Annotated in this window: 21 protein-coding genes and 1 tRNA gene; 13 read left to right on the top strand and 9 right to left on the bottom strand. The window is 66.9% G+C overall.

The window, feature by feature from the left end; all coding sequences use genetic code 11:
• Positions 1-14 precede the first annotated feature (14 nt).
• The 4 genes from metG (at position 15) to RCP37_RS04925 (ending at position 4997) form a co-directional block, all read left to right on the top strand.
• A complete protein-coding gene (gene metG, locus RCP37_RS04940; RefSeq protein WP_308485868.1) occupies positions 15-1556 on the top strand; it encodes a methionine--tRNA ligase in 1542 nt (513 codons plus the stop codon).
• Between the two features lie 97 nt (positions 1557-1653).
• Entirely contained in the window at positions 1654-2829 is a 1176-nt protein-coding gene (locus tag RCP37_RS04935) for an NAD(P)/FAD-dependent oxidoreductase (RefSeq protein ID WP_308485867.1), read from the top strand.
• On the top strand, positions 2826-3731 hold the full coding sequence (locus RCP37_RS04930; protein WP_308485866.1) for an RNA polymerase sigma-70 factor: 906 nt from the start codon (positions 2826-2828) through the stop codon (positions 3729-3731). The genes RCP37_RS04935 and RCP37_RS04930 overlap by 4 nt, the downstream gene beginning before the upstream one ends.
• A 12-nt stretch (positions 3732-3743) precedes the next feature.
• Positions 3744-4997 (top strand): aminodeoxychorismate synthase component I, encoded by a 1254-nt coding sequence (locus RCP37_RS04925; protein ID WP_308485865.1) that lies wholly within the window; start codon positions 3744-3746, stop codon positions 4995-4997.
• On the opposite strand, the gene rsmI is transcribed toward RCP37_RS04925, so the two are convergent.
• A complete protein-coding gene (gene rsmI / locus RCP37_RS04920) occupies positions 4967-5803 on the bottom strand; it encodes a 16S rRNA (cytidine(1402)-2'-O)-methyltransferase (RefSeq protein WP_308485864.1) in 837 nt (278 codons plus the stop codon). The genes RCP37_RS04925 and rsmI overlap by 31 nt on opposite strands.
• A 24-nt stretch (positions 5804-5827) precedes the next feature.
• Between rsmI and RCP37_RS04915 the strand changes: the two genes are divergently transcribed.
• From RCP37_RS04915 to RCP37_RS04905, 3 genes are all read left to right on the top strand, one after another.
• Positions 5828-7387 carry a dolichyl-phosphate-mannose--protein mannosyltransferase gene (locus RCP37_RS04915; protein ID WP_308485863.1) on the top strand — a complete coding sequence of 520 codons (1560 nt, stop codon included), beginning with the start codon at positions 5828-5830 and terminating at the stop codon, positions 7385-7387.
• Between the two features lie 126 nt (positions 7388-7513).
• Positions 7514-8368 carry a putative endonuclease domain-containing protein gene (locus RCP37_RS04910; RefSeq protein ID WP_308485862.1) on the top strand — a complete coding sequence of 285 codons (855 nt, stop codon included), beginning with the start codon at positions 7514-7516 and terminating at the stop codon, positions 8366-8368.
• Between the two features lie 71 nt (positions 8369-8439).
• Positions 8440-9039 (top strand): alpha-ketoglutarate-dependent dioxygenase AlkB, encoded by a 600-nt coding sequence (locus RCP37_RS04905; protein ID WP_308485861.1) that lies wholly within the window; start codon positions 8440-8442, stop codon positions 9037-9039.
• Between the two features lie 9 nt (positions 9040-9048).
• On the opposite strand, the gene RCP37_RS04900 is transcribed toward RCP37_RS04905, so the two are convergent.
• Positions 9049-9705 carry a DUF5642 family protein gene (locus RCP37_RS04900; RefSeq protein WP_308485860.1) on the bottom strand — a complete coding sequence of 219 codons (657 nt, stop codon included), beginning with the start codon at positions 9703-9705 and terminating at the stop codon, positions 9049-9051.
• A 42-nt stretch (positions 9706-9747) separates the two neighbouring features.
• Complete coding sequence (locus tag RCP37_RS04895; RefSeq protein WP_308485859.1) at positions 9748-10773, bottom strand: acetyltransferase Pat; 1026 nt, start codon at positions 10771-10773, stop codon at positions 9748-9750.
• A gap of 157 nt (positions 10774-10930) precedes the next feature.
• Here RCP37_RS04895 and gdhA point away from each other — a divergent pair, with 157 nt between their 5' ends.
• Positions 10931-12280, top strand: a complete 1350-nt coding sequence (gene gdhA / locus RCP37_RS04890) for an NADP-specific glutamate dehydrogenase (protein ID WP_308485858.1) — start codon at positions 10931-10933, stop codon at positions 12278-12280.
• A gap of 101 nt (positions 12281-12381) precedes the next feature.
• Positions 12382-12711, top strand: coding sequence for a DUF732 domain-containing protein (locus RCP37_RS04885; protein WP_308485857.1), 330 nt, complete (start codon positions 12382-12384; stop codon positions 12709-12711).
• A 9-nt stretch (positions 12712-12720) separates the two neighbouring features.
• On the opposite strand, the gene RCP37_RS04880 is transcribed toward RCP37_RS04885, so the two are convergent.
• A complete protein-coding gene (locus RCP37_RS04880; RefSeq protein ID WP_308485856.1) occupies positions 12721-13170 on the bottom strand; it encodes an SRPBCC family protein in 450 nt (149 codons plus the stop codon).
• 39 nt (positions 13171-13209) lie between these two features.
• Here RCP37_RS04880 and RCP37_RS04875 point away from each other — a divergent pair, with 39 nt between their 5' ends.
• On the top strand, positions 13210-13821 hold the full coding sequence (locus RCP37_RS04875) for a TetR/AcrR family transcriptional regulator (protein WP_308485855.1): 612 nt from the start codon (positions 13210-13212) through the stop codon (positions 13819-13821).
• Here RCP37_RS04875 and RCP37_RS04870 read toward each other — a convergent pair.
• Together RCP37_RS04870 and RCP37_RS04865 are read right to left on the bottom strand one after the other, a co-directional pair.
• Complete coding sequence (locus tag RCP37_RS04870) at positions 13774-14814, bottom strand: EcsC family protein (RefSeq protein ID WP_308485854.1); 1041 nt, start codon at positions 14812-14814, stop codon at positions 13774-13776. The two genes, RCP37_RS04875 and RCP37_RS04870, sit on opposite strands and share 48 nt — an antisense overlap.
• A gap of 19 nt (positions 14815-14833) precedes the next feature.
• On the bottom strand, positions 14834-15697 hold the full coding sequence (locus RCP37_RS04865; RefSeq protein ID WP_308485853.1) for an SCO6745 family protein: 864 nt from the start codon (positions 15695-15697) through the stop codon (positions 14834-14836).
• A 200-nt stretch (positions 15698-15897) separates the two neighbouring features.
• Between RCP37_RS04865 and RCP37_RS04860 the strand changes: the two genes are divergently transcribed.
• Positions 15898-16341 carry a CDGP domain-containing protein gene (locus tag RCP37_RS04860; RefSeq protein WP_308485852.1) on the top strand — a complete coding sequence of 148 codons (444 nt, stop codon included), beginning with the start codon at positions 15898-15900 and terminating at the stop codon, positions 16339-16341.
• A gap of 103 nt (positions 16342-16444) precedes the next feature.
• Positions 16445-17605: a GmrSD restriction endonuclease domain-containing protein gene (locus RCP37_RS04855; protein ID WP_308485851.1), complete on the top strand. Its 1161-nt coding sequence runs from the start codon at positions 16445-16447 to the stop codon at positions 17603-17605.
• Here the strand turns inward: RCP37_RS04855 and RCP37_RS04850 are convergent.
• Both RCP37_RS04850 and RCP37_RS04845 read right to left on the bottom strand, forming a co-directional pair.
• Entirely contained in the window at positions 17602-18249 is a 648-nt protein-coding gene (locus RCP37_RS04850; protein ID WP_308485850.1) for a TetR/AcrR family transcriptional regulator, read from the bottom strand. The two genes, RCP37_RS04855 and RCP37_RS04850, sit on opposite strands and share 4 nt — an antisense overlap.
• A complete protein-coding gene (locus tag RCP37_RS04845) occupies positions 18242-19495 on the bottom strand; it encodes a cytochrome P450 (RefSeq protein ID WP_308485849.1) in 1254 nt (417 codons plus the stop codon). The genes RCP37_RS04850 and RCP37_RS04845 overlap by 8 nt, the downstream gene beginning before the upstream one ends.
• Positions 19496-19942: 447 nt before the next feature.
• On the opposite strand from RCP37_RS04845, the gene RCP37_RS04840 reads away from it, so the two are divergent.
• On the top strand, positions 19943-21019 hold the full coding sequence (locus RCP37_RS04840; RefSeq protein WP_308485848.1) for a MinD/ParA family ATP-binding protein: 1077 nt from the start codon (positions 19943-19945) through the stop codon (positions 21017-21019).
• A gap of 33 nt (positions 21020-21052) precedes the next feature.
• Here the strand turns inward: RCP37_RS04840 and RCP37_RS04835 are convergent.
• A tRNA-Ala gene (locus RCP37_RS04835) sits at positions 21053-21125 on the bottom strand.
• Positions 21126-21173 lie beyond the last annotated feature (48 nt).

The raw sequence follows: 21173 nt of genomic DNA, 5'->3' as shown, positions 1-21173 counted from the left end.
TAGGGTGAACGGTGATGAAGCCTTTCTACGTCACCACCGCGATCACCTACCCCAACGGTGACCCGCACATCGGCCACGCCTACGAGTACATCGCCACCGACGCGATCGCCCGGTTCCACCGGCTCGACGGGTTCGACGTGCGGTACCTGACCGGCACCGACGAGCACGGGCTGAAGATGGCCGAGACCGCCGCCGCCGAGGGCATCCCGACCGCGGATCTGGCGCGGCGCAACTCCGATGTGTTCCAGCGGCTGCAGGAGAAGCTCAACATCTCCTTCGACCGGTTCATCCGCACCACCGACGCCGATCACCTGGAGGCGTCCAAAGCCATCTGGCAGCGCATGGTCGACGCCGGCGACATCTACCTCGACGCCTACTCAGGCTGGTACTCGGTGCGCGACGAGCGGTTCTTCACCGAGGGCGAGACCCGGCTCACTGAGGGCGGTGCACGAGTCGCGAACGAGACCGGGGCGCCGGTCACCTGGACCGAGGAGCAGACCTTCTTCTTCCGGCTCTCGGCCTATGCCGACCGGCTGCTGGCGCACTACGAGGCGAATCCGGACTTCATCGCCCCCGACGTGCGCCGCAACGAGGTGGTCAGCTTCGTTTCCGGCGGGCTGCGGGACCTGTCGATCTCGCGCACCTCGTTCGACTGGGGCGTGCCGGTGCCCGGACACCCCGACCACGTCATGTACGTCTGGGTGGACGCGCTGACCAACTACCTGACCGGGGTCGGCTACCCCGACACCGACTCGGAATCGTTCCGCCGATACTGGCCCGCCGATCTGCACATGATCGGCAAGGACATCATCCGGTTCCACACGGTGTACTGGCCCGCTTTCCTGATGTCGGCCGGAATCGAGCTGCCGCGCAGAGTGTTCGCGCACGGCTTCCTGCTCAACAGCGGCGAGAAGATGAGCAAGTCGGTGGGCAACGTGATCGACCCGGTCGAGTTCGTCGACAAGTACGGCGTGGATCAGGTGCGCTTCTTCCTGCTGCGCGAGATCCCGTTCGGCCAGGACGGCAGCATCTCCGACGAGGCGATGATCGGCCGGGTCAACGCCGATTTGGCCAACGAGCTGGGCAACCTGGCGCAGCGCTCGCTGTCGATGGTGGCCAAGAACCTCGACGGGGTGGTGCCCGAGCCGACCGCCCAGGCCGCCGACGGCGAGGAACTGCTGGCACAGGCCGATGCGCTGCTGGAGAAGATGCGGTCGGCGTTCGGCACGCAGTCCATGCACCTGGGCCTGGAGGCGATCTGGCAGATGCTGGGCGCCGCCAACCGGTACTTCTCGGCCAACGAGCCGTGGAAGCTGGCCAAGAGCGAGTCCGCGGCCGATCAGGCCCGCTTCGGCACCGTTCTGTACACCACGCTGGAGGCGGTCCGGATCGCCGCGCTACTGGTGCAACCGGTGATGCCCGAATCGGCAGGCAAACTGCTGGACCTGCTGGGCCAGACCAGCGAGCAGCGGATGTTCACCGCCATGCCCGAGCGCCTGACGCCGGGCCTGACGCTGCCGGCGCCGTCCGGGGTGTTTCCGCGCTATCAACCCTGAGCGCGAAGACGCGCCAGTGATCTGGGCCACAAGCTGTCACATCTGACGGGCGCGCGGTGTCTTGAGGGCATAACCCCTTAGGAGACAGGAGCACCTCATGACCCGCATCCAAGTCGTCATCATCGGCGGCGGCTACGCCGGCACCCTGGCCGCCAACCGGCTGCGCCAGCACCCGGACGTCGACATCACCCTGGTCAACCCGCGCCCGGCATTCGTCGAGCGGATCCGGTTGCACCAGTACGTCGCCGGCACCGGGACGGCCACCATCGACTACCCAGAGCTGCTCGGCGACGGAGTCCGGCTGCTGGTCGACTCGGCTACCCGGATCGACGCCGCCGACCGGCGCATCCAGCTGGCATCGGGCACCGTCCTGCGCTACGACTTCCTCATCTACGCGGTGGGCAGCACCGGGGCGATCACCCCGGCGGTTCCCGGTGCCGCCGAATTCGCCTACTCGATCAGCGAATTGGAGCATGCGACCCGGCTGCTGGCCCGCCTCACCGCGGTGGCGCCGGATGCCCCGGTGACCGTGGTGGGCGGTGGACTGACCGGAATCGAAGCGGCCTCCGAACTGGCCGGCCAAGGTCGGCCGGTGACCCTGGTCTGCGGCGAGATGCTCGGACCGTCACTGCACGCGGCGGGCCGGCGATCGGTGGCCAAGGCACTGCGCAAGCTGGGTGTCGACGTGCGCGAGGCGGTCGTCGCCGAAGTGCGCGCCGACGCTCTGGTGCTGCGTGATGGCACCGTGCTGCCCAGCGCGGTGACGGTCTGGACGGCGGGCTTCGGCGTGCCGGACCTGGCCGCGGCCAGTGGACTGGCCACCGACGCGTTGGGACGGCTGCTCACCGACGAAACCCTGACCAGTGTCGACAACCCGTGGATCATGGCGGCCGGGGATGCCGTCGCCCCCTCGGGCCAGCCGCTGCGGATGAGCTGCCAGGCCGCCCTGCCGCTGGGCGCCCAGGCCGCCAACACCGTGTTGGCTCGCATCGCCGGCACCTCACCGGTCGCAGTGGACCAGGCGTTCGCCGCCCAGTGCATCAGTGTGGGGCGCGATGCGGCGACCGTGCAGTTGTCGCGCCGCGACGACACTCCGATCAAGGCGTTCGTCGGCGGCCGGCTTGGCGCCGTGGTCAAGGAGTCGATCTGCAAGTACACGGTGAAGTGGATTCGGGGCGAGGCGGCCAAGCCGGGCTCGTACCGTTGGATGAAGGCCGGCGCCCGGGCGGCCCAGGTCGCACAGGGCCAATCGGAACGGGGGGCTGCGGTGTGAGAAGCGAACACGCCGAACGGTTCACCGAGCTCCGGCCGCTGCTGTTCACGATCGCCTACGAGATCCTGGGCTCGGCAACCGAATCCGACGACGTCTTGCAAGACAGCTACCTGCGCTGGGCCGAGGTGGACCTGGCCGAGGTCCGCGACGTCAAGGCTTACCTGGCCAGCCTGGTCACCCGACAGGCACTCAACGCACTGCGGGCCGGCGCTCGACGCCGCGAGGAGTACGTCGGACCGTGGCTGCCCGAGCCGCTGCTGCTCACCGAGCACGATCCCTCGGCCGATGTCGTACTGGCCGAATCGGTCTCGATGGCCATGCTGGTGGTGCTGGAGACGCTGCGTCCCGAGGAGCGCGCGGTGTTCGTGCTGCGCGAAGTGTTCGGTTTCGACTACGACGAGATCGCGGCCGCGGTCGGCAAATCCGCGGCCGCGGCCCGTCAGGTCGCGCACCGGGCCCGCAACCACGTGCAGGCCCGGCGCCCGCGCTACGCCCCGATAGACCCGGAGGAGAGCGCGCGGGTGACCGCGGAGTTCATGACCGCGGCGGCGGGCGGCGACATCACCACCGTGCTGTCGATGCTGGCACCCGACGTGGTGTGGACCGCCGACAGCGGCGGCAAGGCCAGCGCGGCGCGGCGGCCCATCGTCGGCGCCGACAAGGTCGCCCGCACGGTCATCGGGCTGCTGCAGCAGGGAGCGCGCATGCCCGACGTCCGGGTGGACATCGGTGTCTGCAACTCCGCACCCGCGGTGCTGCTCTACAGCAGCGACCGCCTGGAGGGCGTGTTCACCTTCGAGATCGTCGACGGGCTGATCACGAACTTCTACGCGATGCGCAACCCGGACAAGCTGGCGGCGTTGGCGGCCGCCCGCGAGATCACCCGAGGCGCGGACGTCTGACAAGCTAGTGCCGTGCGGATCGAGCGGCTCGGCGATTTGGGAGCGGCACCGGAGGTGCTGCGTCGGGTCGGCGTTGCCACCGACCGGCATGGGCTGCCGTCGCCGGCCGCTTTGACCGGCGAGTGGTTCGGGTCGCCAGCGGTGATCGCGCCCAGCGTGGCCGTCGAGCCGGTCCGCCCCGGCGAGGTGTTTGACGTGCCGAATGGGCCCGCCCCTGGTGCGCAGTCCGGCGTGGTGGGTGGCGGCTGGATCGGCTATCTGTCCTACCCCGATGCCGGCGCCGACGGCCTGGGGCCTCGCATCCCGGAGGCTGCCGGCGGCTGGACCGACTGCGTGCTGCGTCAGGACGAAGCGGGACAGTGGTGGTTCGAAAGCCTGTCCGGCGCGGCCATGCCGAGCTGGCTGGCCGAGGCGCTGACGATTCCCGCCCCGGCCCGCGGATGCCGCATCTACTGGGAGACCCCGGACCGTCAAGCGCACCGTTCCGGAGTGCTGGCCTGCCTCGAGGCCATCCGGTCCGGCGAGGTGTATCAGGCCTGCGTGTGCACCCGGTTTACCGGAACCGTCACCGGAGCCCCGCTGGACTTCTTCGCCGACGCGGTGGCGCGCACCGGCCCGGCCCGTGCCGCCTACGTGGCGGGCGGCTGGGGCGCGGTGGCCTCGCTGTCACCGGAGCTGTTCCTGCGCCGTCGCGGTCAGGTGGTGGACTCCAGCCCGATCAAAGGCACCCTGCCGCTGTATGCCCGCCCGTCGGCGCTGCGTGCGTCGACCAAGGACGTCGCGGAGAACATCATGATCGTGGACCTGGTCCGCAACGACCTGGGCCGCGTGGCGATCACCGGCACGGTCACCGTGCCCGAACTCTTGGCGGTGCGGCCCGCCCCGGGTGTGTGGCATCTGGTGTCCACAGTCTCGGCCCGAGTGCCCGAGCAGCTGGCCATGGCGGAGTTGCTAGATGCCACCTTCCCGCCCGCGTCGGTGACAGGAACCCCCAAACACCGTGCCCGCCAATTACTTTCGCAGTGGGAATCGTCGCGGCGCGGCACCTACTGCGGCACGGTGGGGTTGGCGTCACCGATGGCCGGCTGCGAACTCAACGTCGCGATCCGCACCGTAGAGTTCGACGCCACCGGCGGCGCGGTGCTGGGGGTCGGCGGCGGGATCACCGCGGACTCCGACGTCGACGCCGAGTGGCAGGAGTGTCTGCACAAGGCCGCTCCGATCGTCGCCGATGGTCATTCCCGGGAACGCAGCACCGCGTCGTAAAGCTCGCGTCGCGACACCGCGGCGGGCACGTCGGCGATCACCTGCGCGCAGGCGTCCTTGACCCGCATGCCCTCGCCCGCCAGCCTGTTCACCTCGGCCACCAACGTCGCCAGGTCGGCACGCGGGATCGCCCCCGCCAATACCACGGTGATCTCCCCCAGCACGCCGTCGACGGCCCAGTCGGCCAGCTCGGCCAGCGTCCCACGCAGCACCTCTTCGTGGGTCTTGGTCAGCTCCCGGCAGACCACCGCGCGACGGTCCCCGCCGAGTTCGTCGACCGCGTCACGCAGGCAGTCGGCCAACCGCCGCCGCGACTCGAAGAACACGCACGTACGCCGTTCGTCGGCCAGCGAGGCAAGCCACGCCCGTCTCGCCGCCTGCTTGCGGGGCGCGAAGCCCTCGAAGCAGAACCGTTCCGAGGCCAGCCCGGACAGTGCCAGGGCGGTCGTCACCGCCGACGGCCCGGGCAGGCAGGTCACCGCCAGCCCGGCCTCGGCGCAGGCGGACACCAGGCGGTGGCCCGGGTCGCTGATCAGCGGCATCCCGGCGTCGCTGACCACCAGCACGGTGGCCCCGGCCTCGATCTCGGCAAGCAGCGTCGGCACCCGCGTCGCCTCGTTGGCGTCGAACAGACTGACCACCCGGCCGGCGATCTGCACATCGAGGGACTTGGCCAGCGTCCGCACCCGTCGGGTGTCCTCGGCGGCCACTATGTCGGCGGTGCTCAGCGCTTCGACCAGCCGCGACGACGCGTCACCGGGCTGGCCCAACGGGGTGGCACCCAGCAGCAATCGACCATCGGGCATGGCGCACAGCCTACGATCGTCGGAATGAGCGCTCCGACCGCTACCAGGCTCGCGGCCGCGCCGGAGCGCACTGCTCCGGTGATCAGCCCGGGGCTGCTGGTGCCGGTCGCCGATTTCGGCCCGACCGACCGAGTCCGGGGCTGGGCCGTCACCGCGGCGGTGACGCTGCTGGCCGCGGTGACCCGTTTTTCGAACCTGTACACCCCGACCGACGCCGGCACGCCGATCTTCGACGAGAAGCACTACGCGCCACAGGCCTGGCAGATGCTGCACAACCACGGCGTCGAGGACAATCCCGGCTACGGCCTGGTGGTGCACCCGCCGGTGGGCAAGCAGCTGATCGCTTTCGGTGAGGCGCTGTTCGGCTACAACGGGCTGGGCTGGCGGTTCACCAGCGCGCTGCTCGGCGTGCTGGCGATCGCGCTGCTGGTGCGGATCGTGCGGCGCATGACCCGCTCGACGCTGGCCGGCGGGATCGCCGGGCTGCTGCTGGTGGGCGACGGGGTCAGTTTCGTCGCGGCGCGCACGGCGCTGTTGGACGGCTTCCTGACGTTTTTCGTGGTGGCCGCGTTCGGGGCATTGATCGTCGATCGCGACCAGGTGCGAATGCGCATGCACACCGTGCTGACCGACGGGCGCTGCGGCGCGACCCCCTGGGGCCCTCGCCTGGGCGTGCGTTGGTGGCGTTTCGGCGCCGGGGTGCTGCTCGGCTTGGCGTGCGCCACCAAGTGGTCCGGCCTGTACTTCGTGGTGTTCTTCGGCGCGATGTCGCTGGCATTCGACGTGGCCGCCCGCCGGCAGTACCGGGTGCGCCGGCCGTGGTTGGGGACGCTGCGCCGCGACGTCGTCCCCACCGTGTACGCGATGGTGCTCATCCCGTTCGGCGTGTACCTGGCGTCGTATGCTCCGTGGTTCGCTTCCGAGACCGGCGTGGACCGCCACGAGGTCGGCCAGTCGATCGGATTCGAGAGTCGTTTCCCGATTCCCGACGCGCTGCGCTCGTTGTGGCACTACACCTATCAGGCGTATCACTTCCATGCCGGACTGACGAATGCCGCCGGAAATCACCACCCGTGGGAGTCCAAGCCGTGGACGTGGCCGATGTCGCTGCGCCCAGTGCTCTACGCGATCGACCAGCACGACGTTCCCGGCTGCGGAGCACAGTCCTGCGTCAAGGCGGTGATGCTGGTGGGCACGCCGGCGATGTGGTGGCTGGCCGTGCCGGTGCTGGGCTACGCGTTGTGGCGCAGCCTGGTGCGCCACGACTGGCGCTACGCCGCGGCGCTGGTGGGCTACTGCGCGGGCTGGCTGCCGTGGTTCGCCGACATCGGGCGGCAGATGTACTTCTTCTACGCGGTGCCGATGGCTCCGTTCTTGGCGATGCTGCTTGCCCTGATCTGTGTCGACATCATCAACGACGGCAGAACCCGTACCGAGGAGCGCTGGGCGCTCGGGCTGCTTGCGGTGGCAAGCTACGTGGCGCTGGTGCTGACCAACTTCGCCTGGCTGTATCCGATTCTGACCGGGGTGCCGATCTCCCCCGCGACCTGGAACATGGAGATCTGGCTGCCCAGCTGGTCGTAGCGCCATTGGCCAGTGCCCGGTCCTCGAGATTGCGCCCAGGGCTGCTGGCGGAGCTTATCCACAGCCGTATGCGCAATCTCGACGCGCGGGCCCCTAAATGTCGGTGCCGCACATCAACATCGACCCATGTTCGAGGTATTCAAGGGAACCGAGGCGCTCGCCGGCGGCCTCACTCGCGGCACCTTGCGGTGGAACTACTCCGCGCTCTTTCCCGACGTCTACCTGCCAAAGGAAGTGCAACCGACCTTGCGCGCCAATACCGTCGGCGCCTGGCTGTGGTCGGGGCGCAAGGGCGTGATCGCGGGCCGTGCCGCGGCGGCACTGCACGGCGCCCGATGGGTCGACGCGACTACGCCGATCGAGATGATCTGGCGCAACGGACGGCCACCGACGGGAATCATCGTGCGCAACGAGCGCATCGACGCCGACGAGCTGGTCGACATCGACGGGATGCTGGTGACCGGCCCGGCGCGTACCGCTCTGGACCTCGGCCGGCATCTACCCCGTGACCTGGCCGTGCGGCACCTCGATTCGTTGAGCCGTGCCACCGGCGTGGGTGCCCGCGAAGCCCTGCTGTTGGCCAAACGTCGCTCGGGGGCTCGAGGACTGCGCCGATCGAAAGTCGCGCTCGAACTGATGGACAGCGGTGCCGAGTCACCGAAGGAGAGCTGGTTGCGGATGGTGCTGATCGACGGTGGGCTCACCCCGCCGGTTACCCAGATACGTGTCGGCGACGGCGCCTGTGTGGCTTACCTGGACATGGGATGGCGGGACGCGATGGTTGCCGTCGAATACGACGGAGAGCACCATCGAACCGACCGGCGGCAGTATGCGAAAGACGTCCGCCGTGGCGAGATGATTCGAGACCTCGGATGGTGGGTGATCAGGGTGATCAAGGAGGACCACCCTGCTGTCGTCGTCGCGCGCGCTCGTGAGGCCCTTGCGCGACGGTCGAACTTGAGATTGCCGCCAGGGCTGTGATCGCCGCCCGGACCGGCACAACCCTCACGGCAATCTCGACGAATCGAACGGATGTGCGATAAACTGCGGCCGTGGCGATACCGGTACAGGAGTCGCTGTTCGACCTCAGCGAACGCCGACAGCTCGGTGAGGGCGCCTGGCTCGACGTTCGGCCGGGCTGGCTCTCGGAGGAAAGCAGCGAACTGGTCAGCGAGCTGCAGTCGGTCATTCCCTGGCGGGCCGAACGCCGCCGGATGTATGACCGGGTGCTCGACGTCCCCAGACTGGTGAGCTTCCACGACCTGGCGACCGGAGCGGCGCCGCACCCGGCGATCGCCAAGCTGCGCCGCCGGCTCAACGACATCTACGCCGGGGAGCTCGGCGAGCCGTTCACCACGGTCGGGTTGTGCCTGTACCGCCACGGGGGCGACAGCGTGGCCTGGCACGGAGACACCATCGGCCGCGGCGCCAGGCAGGACACCATGGTCGCGATTGTCAGCGTCGGCGCCACCCGCACACTGGCCCTGCGCCCGCGCGGGGGCGGCGCGGCCCTGCGTTTGGCACAACACCACGGCGACCTGGTGGTGATGGGCGGCTCGTGTCAGCGGACGTGGGAGCACTCAATTCCCAAGACGGCGACACCCACCGGCCCGCGGATCAGCATTCAATTCCGCCCGCGCGGCGTGCGCTAGCCGAACGCGCTAGTTCCGGATCGCGTCGACCGCGGCCACCAACAGCTCGCGGGCCCGGGCGGTGTCGACTGGCGTGATGGGCTTGCCCGGCTGCACCAGCGGGTTCGCGGTGACCAGCACCTGGTAGGGCCCGAAGTAGGCCGAGTAGTTGTACAGCTCACCGATGCGGGACTTGCCACCGGCGACGGCCTCGATCAGCCGGTGCACGCCCAGGGTCTTGACCCCGTCAATGTGCGGCACGTCGACGGTTTCGATCAGGCCGCGCATCTGGGGACCGGAGAAGCCGATCCGCCGGCAGGTGCGGCCCGGCTCACTGACCGGAACCGGTTCGGAGGTCTCCAGGGCGATGGTGATGAACCGGTTGCCCTGGCCCTCGGCGGCGACGGCAGCCATGTTGCCTTGCACACCCTGCGGCAGCTGCTGGCTGATGGCGAACTTCGAGCAGTCGGCCGGATCGAAGGTCAGCCCCGGCGGCAGCGCGGTGCCAGCCAGGAGTTTCGGGTCGATTCCGGTGCGCGGAATGCCCTTGACCTCGTATTCCGGGCCGAAGGACGACTTGAGGTCGACCACCTTGTCGATGTCGGCGGACACCTCAGCGGGGCTGGAGCTGCAAGCGGCAAGCAGGCAGACACAGCCGAGGGCCAGTACCGCACGAAGGGTCAACATCGCAGCCAATTTACCCAACGCGACCTGGGCCGTTGGCAGCGGTTACCCCACGGCTTGGATCGCTTGGCGGCCAACCTCTTTGATCTGATCGGCGGTCGCCCGGTCGAACGGCAGCTGGTCCTCGCCGGGCACGTCGAGCACGGTGGTGACGACGCCCGGGTCGTCACGCTCCCAGTAGGCGCCCAGATGATCGAGGATGGCGCGCATGGGCGCGTTCTCCGAGAGCACTCGCGCGGTGAACTTCTCGATGCCTTCGAGCCGGGCGATCACGGCCACCGCGCCCATTAGATAGGTACCGATGCCGCGGCCCTGGTAGCTGTCGCCGACGATGAACGCGATCTCGGCGAAGGTCGGGTTTTCGGGATCGCGGACGAATCGCCCGTCGGCGACGAACGAGCCATCGAGCTCAGTGATCACCCACACGAAGTGGTCGACGTAGTCGACCTCGAACAGGTAGTGCATCAGCGCCGGGTTCGGAGTCCGGGTGGTCTGGAACCGCCGGTAGAGCGTCTCGCCGGAGAATTCGACATGGCCGGTGACGGTTCGCGCGCTGTCGCCGGGCAGCACCGGCCGCAGCAGCAGTTCGGTGCCGTCGCGGGCCCGGATCGGCACGGCGGTGAGGTAGGCGGCCAGGCGCTGGCGCGCGATGCGCACCAGCCGTCCCATGACCTCGGGGACATGCACCATCTGGTTAAACGCCTGCTCGTCACCGATCCAGCCGGTCAGCGGCGTCGAGGTGGTGACGGTTGCCGTTCGCAGGCCCTTGCGCAGCAGTGCGATCTCGCCGACCACCATGCCCGCAGTCACCTCGTTGACTACCACGGCGCCGTCGTCGCCGATATGCTTGACCTGGGCTGATCCCGATGAGATCAGGAGGAACGACAGCGCTTGCTCGCCTTGCCGCATCAGCTCAGCGCCGGCGGGAGCCTGCAGGGGGCGCAATCCGGCGGCCAGCGGCGCCAGATCAGCCGCGGAACACCCGGCGAAGATCTCCATCTCGGCGAGGTCCACGGCGGGTATAGCTCCATCGGGTGCTGCGGTAATCGGGTCCCACCGCGACATCACCATTGAAGTGCTCCGCCCCTAGTCCGCCAACCAAGGTTAACCGGTGCCCCGCGAATGTTAATGATTTAACAATGACGTAACGGCCAGGATTCGGCGTTAGCGATTCCGGCCGCTAGCCTGTGGCCGCTGACTGCGACACGCGAGGAAGAGATCATCCAATATGACCGAACTGAATCCGAAGCTGCACGACATCTACGACGAGGTGCTCCGGCGCAATCCCGGTGAGGCCGAATTCCATCAGGCCGTTTTCGAGGTGCTCAGCAGCCTCGGCCCGGTGGTGACCAAGCACCCCGAGTACGTGGACCGCGCCGTCATCCGACGGATGTGCGAGCCCGAGCGCCAGATCATCTTCCGGGTGCCGTGGCTCGACGACAACGGCGACGTGCAGATCAACCGGGGTTTCCGGGTGGAATTCAACTCGGCCCTGGGCCCCTTCAAGGGCGGCCTGCGTTTCCACCCCTCGGTGTACCTGGGGATCATCAAGTTCCTGGGCTTCGAGCAGATCTTCAAGAACTCCCTGACCGGTCTGCCCATCGGCGGCGGTAAGGGCGGGTCGGACTTCGACCCCAAGGGCCGCTCCGACAACGAGATCATGCGGTTCTGCCAGTCCTTCATGACCGAGCTCTACCGCCACCTTGGCGAGTACACCGACGTCCCGGCCGGTGACATCGGCGTGGGCGGCCGTGAGATCGGTTACCTGTTCGGCCAGTACAAGCGCATCACCAACCGCTACGAGTCGGGTGTGCTGACCGGCAAGGGCCTGAGCTGGGGCGGGTCGCAGGTCCGCACCGAGGCGACCGGTTACGGCGCGGTGTTCTTCGCCGACGAGATCCTCAAGACCTCCAAGGACTCCTTCGAGGGCAAGCGGGCCGTGGTCTCCGGTTCGGGCAACGTGGCGATCTACGCCATCGAGAAGATCCACCAGCTCGGCGGCACCGTGGTGGCCGCTTCGGACTCCAGCGGCTACATCGTCGACGAGAAGGGCATCGACCTGGAGCTGCTCAAGGAGATCAAAGAGGTCAAGCGCGAGCGGATCGAGGCCTACGCCAAGGCCCGCGGCGGGGCGACGCAGTTCGTCAGCGACGGCTCCATTTGGGACGTGGCCTGCCAGATCGCGATCCCCTCGGCCACCCAGAACGAGCTGGACGGCAACCACGCCGCCACGCTGGCCAAGAACGGCTGCAAGATCGTCGCCGAGGGTGCCAACATGCCGTGCACCCCGGAGGCGGTCAAGCTGTTCGGCGAGGCCGGTGTGACCGTTGCCCCGGGCAAGGCGGCCAACGCCGGTGGTGTGGCCACCAGCGCGCTGGAGATGCAGCAGAACGCATCGCGGGACTCGTGGAGCTTCGAGTACACCGAGCAGCGCCTGGCCGCGATCATGCAGAGCATCCACCACCGCTGCCTGGTCACCGCCGACGAGTACGGCGCCCCCGGCAACTACGTGCTGGGCGCCAACATCGCCGGCTTCATCCAGGTCGCCGACGCGATGACGGCACTGGGCCTCATTTAGTTCCTGTTGACTCTGCGTCCATGGCGGGGTGCACTCGCACTTCTCCGCCATGGACGCAGAGTCAACGTGCTTTCGACCCCTGATCGCTTAGCATCGCCGGTATGAATCGGATTCTGGGTGCAGCCGTGTTCGTCGGGAGCGCCGCCATCGCCTTGCTCGGCAGCGCACCGGCGTACGCCGACGACGCCAGCTATCTCGCGGCACTCGACGCCAACGGCGTCTTCAAGTCCGGTCCGCCCAACGCACGACTGTCGGCCGGACACCGGTTCTGCAGCCAACTGCGCGCCGGCTCCACTCCCGACCAGGTCGTCAACGATTACGTGCGTCGGCCGTCATTCGGTGGACCGTCCATGGTCGACGATCTGACCGTCAACCTGCGCCCGGTGATCGACATCGCGCAGCACGAACTATGCCCTGACACCCTGCACTGATTCGCCGGCCTAGCCAGCCTTACCTTCAGCGGCGGCGACCAGCTTGCGCGTCAGCGTCCCGAGCACCACCCGCAGCACCAGCCAATAGGCCATACCCACGGCGCGCCAACGCGTCTCGTACCGGCCGCGCCAGATCACCTGGGTGCCGTCGCTGCCCTCGACGAACGTCACCTGCGCCTGATAATCGCGGATCGGACCATCGACGAGCATGGTGTAGCCGTGCCGGCCGGGCGGCTCGTGGATGGTGACCATCTCGCGGGTCGGCCGGTTACGCCGGCCGACGGCCCGGATTGCGCCCACGCCGCCATCGCCGGCCGGGCTCAGCGACTCCCAGGTCGAGTACGGGATCAACGGCGCGGCCCACTTCGACCAGCTGGCGCCGTCGGAGACGAGGCCGAACAAGGTCTGCGGCGCGGCGGAGGTGCGGCTCGAGATGACGCATTCGTAGCGGTGAACCATGGCCGACACAATAACAGAACGTTGTTCTATTATGTGGTGGTGTCAGCATCCCCTCCCCCGCCGTTCGCACGCGCCCGCAACGAGGCGCAGCGCCAGGACCGGTTGAGGCAACTCACCGCCGCCACCCGCGAGCTGCTGACCCACACCCGGGCCACCGCACTGACACTGGGCGACGTCGCCGCGGCGGCCGGACTGGCGAAGTCGGGCATCCTGCGCTACGCCGGGTCGCGCGAGGCGCTGCTGCTGCGGGTGATGCATGAGGAGCACCTGGCCTGGATCGAGGCACTGACCGGCGAACTGCCGCGCACCAGCCCAGCGACGGCCCTGGCTCACACGCTCGCGGCGCACCCCGTGCTGTGCGACCTCATCGCGGCGTCACCGGCACTGATCGCCAAGCTCAGCCCCGACGAGATGCGCGTCCTGGCGGCCCAGGCCAACGACGCACAAGGACGCCTCGGCGCAGCGCTGCGGCCCTCGCTGCCGCTCTCCGACGACCAGCTCAGCACCCTGACCGCGGCGGTACACGCCTTCACCGGCACCGCGTGGGCCTGGGCGTACCCGGATTCGACCAAGCCGATAGTCACCGACTTCGAGTCGACCGTCTTACGGCTGCTGAAGGTCTTCCTCGCCGGGTTGGAGTCGACGAGCTGACCGGTCAAGGATCTCGTCGATCAGCGGGATGTCGACGTCGCCGCCGGAGACCACCGCCGGCGCCCACAGCCCGGCGTCCAGGTCGTACTTCTCGGTGAGGAACCGCAGCCGGTAGGCCTGCTGGGCGCGTTCGAACGTCTGCTGCGCGATACGGGCGTTGAGGCCGCCGTTGACCACGGCTCCCAAGATCGGAACCGCCTGCGCCAGCTTGCGTTTGACCAACCGGAACCCCAGCGCGATGGAGACCTGGCTGATCACGTTGTCCGCCTGCTGCGGCTGCAGTTGGTGCCACGACTCCTGCTGAGTCAATCGCGACAGCGACGCCAACGCTGCGGCCTTCTCGGCGGAGTTTCCGGCGGTGGAATAGGCGATCACGCCCGAGGCGAACGCCTGCTCGTCGGGCTCGCGAACGTCGTAACCGTAATGCGCCGCAACCAATGCCACGATCCGGCCCATGCCCACCAGCACCGCGGTCACGTCCGCCACAACGGCCGAGGCCGCGACGGTCATGGTTGTGCCGCCGGTGACCGCGCTGGTCACCGCCGAACCCGTCACCGCCAGCGAGGACGCCGCACCTTCGGCAATGGCCAGGGCGACGTAGCGCTCCTTGCGGCGCGGGACCGAGCGGTCGCAGTGTTTCAGGTCGAGATTCTTGACCTGATCGTAGGACTGCACCGTGAGGCCCTCATCGGCGAACATCGCAAAGACGTTGGCCGGCTTGACCGAATTGAGCCCGCGCTCGACCAGCACGGTGTGCAGGGTTTCCAAGGCCTTGGTGGTGAGCTGGTCCACTTTTCCGATCGCCGCGGTGGCGCCCGGGACCTGCTCGACCCCCGAGCGGACTTGAGAGACCACGTCTTTGGCGCGATCGGCGATGCCCTGACTCAGGCCCTCGAGCCATCCGGGCGGTTCGACGCCGGTGGCCGCCTCCAACAGCGCGTCCCATTGCTTGCGCTCATAGGAAGACATGACCGGCCGACCAGACTGAGCCACGTGGAAATCCTACCGCGCACTACCGGTCGAGGAGTGGGCGAAGATCAAGGCCCATCGGCGAATCAAGCGGGATCTCGCCGGCTGCCACGACAGCCCGGGTCAGCGGTTGCAGCGCGCCGATGAGGTCCCGCCGTTCGATATCAGTGAGCGCCTCATACGCCGGGGCGGCCAGCCGGTCGGTTTGTTCTTCGATCTGCGCCTTGAGCCGGACGCCGTCCGTGGTGAGCCCCTCGGCGCCGGCAAGACCCTTGTCGCGCAGTGCGTTCGCCAGCCGGTTCCACTCGGCATCGGTGAAGTCGCGGGCGACGGTGTAGGTCTGGCGCGGTGCGCACGAGGCCAGGGCGTGGAACACATGAGATTCGCGACCCTCGATGCCGGCAGCCAGAAGTGCTGCGATATGGCCGTCACCGCGGTGCTCACGCAGCACGGTGGCCGCGTGCCACAGCCGCGCCAACGGCCGATCGGGCAACGGCAGCGCATGATTCGCGGCGCCCAGCACGCGGCCGGTGATGGGGACCGCCGATGCCGCCCGTGAGGCGAGTTCGGCGGCGCGGGCCACCTCCGGGCCGTCCGCCAAGTCCGCGAGGAGGCGCCGCAGCGCGGCAACGGCGCCCTTCTCCCGGGCCTCAAGGGCCGCTTCAGGGGGCGCGAAGTTCCACGCGGCGGGCAGTGCCTTGGCGACGCGTTCGAAGGAGAAGTTGTAGAACGCCGCGTGCACGACTTCGGCGCCGACCGGACCCAGCGGCGCGGCGCGGCCCGCGAAGTAGCCCATCCAGAATCCGCGATAGCCGGCGGCATCTAGTGCGGCCAAGGGTTCCGGCGAGAAGTAGACAACCGCATGCAGGGGCTCCAGCAGCCGCCAGGCGTCCCGAGCGCTAGACACGCTGACCGCCGGAATGTGGGGCGCGAACTGACATGAACATCGTCTTACCACTGCCCCGCCGTCGACGCCTCCGCCGCCGCGCGGTCTTCGAAATGACGTGTACGGAAAGTGACGGTACGGCGAACAACAGGTGAACGACTGTTTGCCTGGCCCGTCAGAGCGTGTGTTGTTGTAAGCCGAAATCTAAGGATTACGCCCCCATGTCCACTCATCTGATCACCAGTTCGATCATCGGCATCGTCACCTTCGGCGCGGTTGCCCTGACGGGCGCCTACCGGCCCCCGGTGGCCCGCGCCGACCTCCCTGCCAACTGCGATTCGCGCCCCTGGGGCTTTCTGGGCAGAGAAACCCGCGTCATCTGCGATTCGCCGATCCGGCCAGACGGCTACTGGACACGCGACCGGATCATCGGGATTCCCGCCCACTACGAAAACGCGACCAGTCACTGTTCTAACAGCAGGTACTACAGCAACTGCACGTACTACCCCGGCGGCTGGGTCTCCACCCGCATATCAAGCCAGGAGACCTACCAGGTCCGCGCCGACAACGTTCTCCCCGACGAGCCGGGACACATGCCTGACCCGGCGCCGCTGCCCCCTCCACCCGAGAATGCCGTGCCCCAGTTGACTCCGGGCCGCGACTGAGCAACCGCATCACTGGTATCGGCGCCCCAGGGTTGAGGATTGAGATATGCGACTTTTCGCCAATGCATCTGGAGGAACCGGAAAGTGAACTAGCGTCCGGTCGGTGGGCATCGACATCGATGAGTCTGGCAACCCCCAAGCCACGGAGGTAGCAATCGCGAATGGTGCCGCGCCAGCCCTAAGGCGCCGAAGGCTCCTACTGATCATCTCGATCTCTGTGGTCGTCTGCGTAGTCATCGTCGTTGCCATTGCCCTCGCAACGGGCCAAGATGCATCGACCAAGCAGTCCACCCTCACATCGAGCTATCCCAGTTCATCGCAATCCCCGCAGAAGAAGCTCAGCAACCTGCCCGTCAAGGGCCGTGCCCCAAAAACCAATTACGACCGCGCACTCTTCGGATCTCCCTGGTCCGACGACGTCACGGTGGAGGGCGGCCACAACGGCTGCGACACCCGCAATGACATCTTGCGGCGCGACCTTAGCGGCGCAGGCTACCAACCGGGCAATTCCTGCATCGTCCTCTCCGGCGTCCTTAACGACCCCTATACCGGCGAAGCCGTCCTGTACCAACACGAGCCCGAAGAGTTGAGCCCCATCCAGATCGACCACATCGTGCCGCTTTTGGATGCCTGGCAGAAGGGTGCCCAAGGCTGGGACGAGTTGACCCGCCGGAACTTCGCTAACGATCCCATCAACCTGCAAGCCACCACAGCGGCGGTGAATCAGGAAAAGGGTTCCGGTGACGCCGCCACCTGGCTACCAGACAACAAGTCCTACCGCTGCACCTACGCGGCACGGATCGTTGATGTGAAAACCAGATACGGACTATGGATCACCGCCGACGAGCACGAGACCTTGGCGTTCCTCCTCAACGATTGCAAAGCCGCCGGAGCTACCAACGCGCCGCCACCCGTGCTGACGAGCCGCAGTGCCACGCCTTCACATACAGCGCCGCCACCCGTGCTGACGAGCCGCAGTGCCACGCCTTCACATACAGCGCCGCCACCCGTGTTGACGAGCCGCAGTGCCACGCCTTCACATACAGCGCCGCCAGCTCAGCGGCCGAGCCCACCTCCGCCACGAGCACCCCGCCCAGCCCCAGCTCCGCCCTGCTATCGAAACGTCGATGGCGACTGCATCACTCGGCCAGGGGATTCACCGGCCGGAGCCAACGCACTCTGTCGCGACGGCACTTATTCCTTTTCGAGCCATCGTCCAGGCTCCTGCGCGCGCCACGGCGGTGTCGCCGAATGGCTGTACTAGCGCGGTAGGTTCCCGATGACCGATCCCTGAGCCAACAGCGATGCCAATCGCGGATAGAGGATGGCCGGCCCCAACCATCGAGCGATGAACCCGCGTAATGCCGGCCCGGTGCGCGGCGCTTGTCCTGGATCAGTCAGCAGGGACTGCACCGTACGCAAAGTCATCTCGGCGAGTTCACGCAGCGCCGCGGAATCCAAGCCGTGCAGCTTCCAATCGACATCGAAGCGGTGAAAAACAGACAGGCAGAAGGTAATTGACGTGTCAGAGGTCAGCGAGACGATGGCTTCACCGTCATCGCGCCGGGCCAGCAATCCTTCCAGCTGCGGATCACCGAAAAGACTCTCAACTCCGAACGAGACGCTTTCGACCACAGCCACGACCGGGTCGTTGAGGCCACTGACGTGGTCCGCAATTTGGTCGATGAATCCGTTGACCGCACGCATTGCACTGGCGATGAGCAGCGCGTCGGCATTAGGAAAATAGCGGTACACCGTCTGGCGCGTAACCCCGAGCCTGCGGGCAACGTCGGCAATGCGCACCGTCGCTCCGTGCACGGCGATCTCTTCGTCTACCGCGCTCAGGATGCGCGAGATAGCTTCCTCGTCCGAGGCGGGCGTCGACCCCGCCCAGCCGCGACTACGCATCGGCCGTCACCAGCCTTTCGCTGGTGAACTCGATCGAAAGAGTTGTCGGACCCGTCATTCCCAGCACCGGTTTCCACGGAACCGGGCCCACGCGACGGGCGGTGGGGAGCCGGCGCGTGAGGACTGTCAGTGCTTCCGCCAGTTCCCGACGTGCGAGGTTGGCTCCCAGACAGTAATGCGCGCCACCACCGAACGTCAGAATTGCCGGGACGTCCCTGCGTGCAATGTCGAAGCGGTCGGCATCGTCATATATTGCTGGATCCCGGTTGGCTGCAAAGGTGTTCGCGAGCACAAAGGTTCCGGCCGGGAACATGTAGCCACCGAACTCGACATCGTCAACAGCGGTTCGCGGCACGATGCAGGCCGCCGGTGAGTGACGCATGCTCTCCTCGACCGCCTGCATCGCAAGTTCTGGATGATCGCGCAGCTTCGCCCATTGGTCCGGATGCTCGCAGAGCACCTGGACCGACGCCGCCAGTTGGTTCCGCGTCGTATCCGTCCCCGCCATCAAAAAGCCGGCAACCAGCATGCGGAGTTCGTCGAGATTCAGACGCTCGCCTTCGCTTTCGGCACGGATGAGCTCGGAGAGCAGGTCATCGGTCAGGTTTTCTCGACGGGCAGCGACCATGTCGTCGACGTAGGCGTCGAGTTCGCCCCAGGCGTGCACGATCGCAGCTTCATCAAAGGTGGCATCTGGCTGGAAGTTGAAGGCTTTGAAGACCTCCTCGGTCCAGTCGGCGAACAACTGCCAGTCCCCGCGAGGCGCACCGAGCAGCGCGCACATGATCGGCGTGGGGTAGGGACGCGCGATGTCGGTGACGACATCACAGCGCCCAGCGTCCATCACGCGGTCAATCAGTCCGTTCACCACCTCGTGGATCGTGTCGTGGAGACGTGCCGTGGCGCGGGGTGTGAACGCCTTGGAAACCAATTTGCGCAACCGAGTATGGGGCGCGCCGTCCAGACCCAGGAGGCTGCTCGTCAGCTTGTCGAACAACGGACCCGACGTGATGCCCTGCGCCGCCAGCGTGATGCCGGGCGGCAGACGGAATCTGTTGTCGCGCAATATCTCGCGAGTAAGTTCGTAAGACAGGATCTCCGGACCGAGTGGTCCGATGGCAATGGGCGCGCGCGATCGCGCCAGTCGGAGCCCATCGAGGACCTCGTGCGGCGCGGCAGTCAGGTCGTAATCGATGACGGGAAGTCCAGCGTCAAAGACGTTGGGAGCGGGACTGTTCACAGACATCGATATTCACGCCCTTCCGCTGAGCCTGCGCCCGCCTCGAGGAGACATAATTGCCCGAAGCGTATGACCATTCCCCCTGATCCGTCAATGGTCAGGATATTTGTCCTAGATAACCTCATCTGCCGACGGCCATGGTCATACGTTTTCAATTGCGGTGTCCAGATGACGCCCACGGCACTAGCGAGGGCTAGCCGCAGCCTGGCGTAGTGCGGATCGATCGGGAGATTCACACCGCCCGGGCCACCCTGACGATGACGAACCGCCGGTTCCGCCACCAGGCATAGTGCTGTCCAACGCGAACTCTCGCTGTTCGTCGGCGGATCGGCCCATCCCGGTGGACCCCCGCCGTACCGGATTAGCTGCAGAACTGTAACGGCCGGCAAACAGTTCTGTTGTGCTGCCCAAGATTGGTGAATTGCACTTGACCACCCGTGCTACTAATGCAGCGTGACCGACCTGCACCGACCGTCACCGAAGCTGCCCGATTGGGGCGCTGACGGCACGGAACGGGGTTCGCATCGGCGTCCGAATCGGGCAGGTGCCCACCGGATCGGAAACGACGCGGGCCGCCGTCCCCGTCGGTATTACCCGATCTCGGAGATCCTGCATATGCCGGATCTGCCCGCGCCGCGGAAAGCCGTACCGGTCTCCGGCTGGCGCCGACTTGTTTATGCCGCCTCATTCCACGGCATCAATGCCGGGGAATCACCGCTTGAACAGCATTTTCGTGTACTCCGCGACCAGATCGGTCAGCGTATGCACAAAAACTTGGTGATCGGTGTGGTCTCCGGTAAAGGCGGTGTCGGCAAGACCACGATGACCACCTGTATCGGCGGGATATTCCGGGAATGTCGATCGGACAACGTCGTGGCGATCGACGCCGCCCCGGGCTTCGGGACGTTGGCCGACCGGATCGACACGGGCTCACCTGACGGCTACACCGAGGTCATCAGCAAGATCGACGTTCGGGGCTACACCGATATCCGAGAACATCTCGGTCACAACAACATCGGTTTGGATGTGCTGGCGGGCAATCGAACCTCCGACCAGCCGCGCCCGCTTTTTCCATCGATGCTGAACGAAGCGGTGGCCCGTCTTCGCCGCACTCACCAGGTCGTCCTGATCGACACGTCGGACAATCTGGAGCATCCGGTGATGAAGGCGGTATTGAATACCTGCGACGCTTTGATCTTTGTATCCGGACTTACCGGCGATAGCGCACTGCCGGTCGCCCGTTCCATCGATCTACTGCGCGCAATGGACTACGACGACCTGTTGGCGCGTTCGATGGTCATCCTCAACAACAGCCGGAACCACGCCACTCCGAATGCGCGACGCTACCTCACCGATCTGTTCACCGAGGCCGAGATCCACGCCGAATACATGCCGTACGACTCGCACCTTGCCCGAGGCGGCATTATCGATACGCAGTACGAGCTTCGCCCCCAGAGTCGGCTGCGACTGTTCGAAATCGCGGCGACACTGGCGGATCAACATGTGCGCAAAGCCGACCGACTGAACTGACCGGGCGCGACGACCTGATCTTCACAAACTCTGTGGAGCTAAGGGGAATCGAACCCCTGACCTTCTCGATGCGAACGAGACGCGCTACCAACTGCGCTATAGCCCCTGACCGCTAGGAGATTACCAGCCCCTAGCCCGTGCCCTGAAACCGAGA

Origin of the sequence: Mycolicibacter sp. MU0102 (genome assembly GCF_963378105.1) — a bacterium.
Taxonomy (GTDB): Bacteria; Actinomycetota; Actinomycetes; order Mycobacteriales; family Mycobacteriaceae; genus Mycobacterium; species Mycobacterium holstebronense.
The sequence above is the reverse complement of the archived record's forward strand: the minus strand, read 5'-3'. Positions and strand labels throughout refer to the sequence as shown.

Coding starts and splice junctions, on each gene's coding strand:
- metG (WP_308485868.1), top strand. CDS start 15: ATGAAGCCTTTCTACGTCACCACCGCGATCACCTACCCCAACGGTGAC.
- RCP37_RS04935 (WP_308485867.1), top strand. CDS start 1,654: ATGACCCGCATCCAAGTCGTCATCATCGGCGGCGGCTACGCCGGCACC.
- rsmI (WP_308485864.1), bottom strand. CDS start 5,803: ATGCCCGATGGTCGATTGCTGCTGGGTGCCACCCCGTTGGGCCAGCCC.
- RCP37_RS04915 (WP_308485863.1), top strand. CDS start 5,828: ATGAGCGCTCCGACCGCTACCAGGCTCGCGGCCGCGCCGGAGCGCACT.
- RCP37_RS04910 (WP_308485862.1), top strand. CDS start 7,514: ATGTTCGAGGTATTCAAGGGAACCGAGGCGCTCGCCGGCGGCCTCACT.
- RCP37_RS04900 (WP_308485860.1), bottom strand. CDS start 9,705: ATGTTGACCCTTCGTGCGGTACTGGCCCTCGGCTGTGTCTGCCTGCTT.
- RCP37_RS04895 (WP_308485859.1), bottom strand. CDS start 10,773: ATGGTGATGTCGCGGTGGGACCCGATTACCGCAGCACCCGATGGAGCT.
- gdhA (WP_308485858.1), top strand. CDS start 10,931: ATGACCGAACTGAATCCGAAGCTGCACGACATCTACGACGAGGTGCTC.
- RCP37_RS04885 (WP_308485857.1), top strand. CDS start 12,382: ATGAATCGGATTCTGGGTGCAGCCGTGTTCGTCGGGAGCGCCGCCATC.
- RCP37_RS04880 (WP_308485856.1), bottom strand. CDS start 13,170: ATGGTTCACCGCTACGAATGCGTCATCTCGAGCCGCACCTCCGCCGCG.
- RCP37_RS04860 (WP_308485852.1), top strand. CDS start 15,898: ATGTCCACTCATCTGATCACCAGTTCGATCATCGGCATCGTCACCTTC.
- RCP37_RS04850 (WP_308485850.1), bottom strand. CDS start 18,249: ATGCGTAGTCGCGGCTGGGCGGGGTCGACGCCCGCCTCGGACGAGGAA.
- RCP37_RS04845 (WP_308485849.1), bottom strand. CDS start 19,495: ATGTCTGTGAACAGTCCCGCTCCCAACGTCTTTGACGCTGGACTTCCC.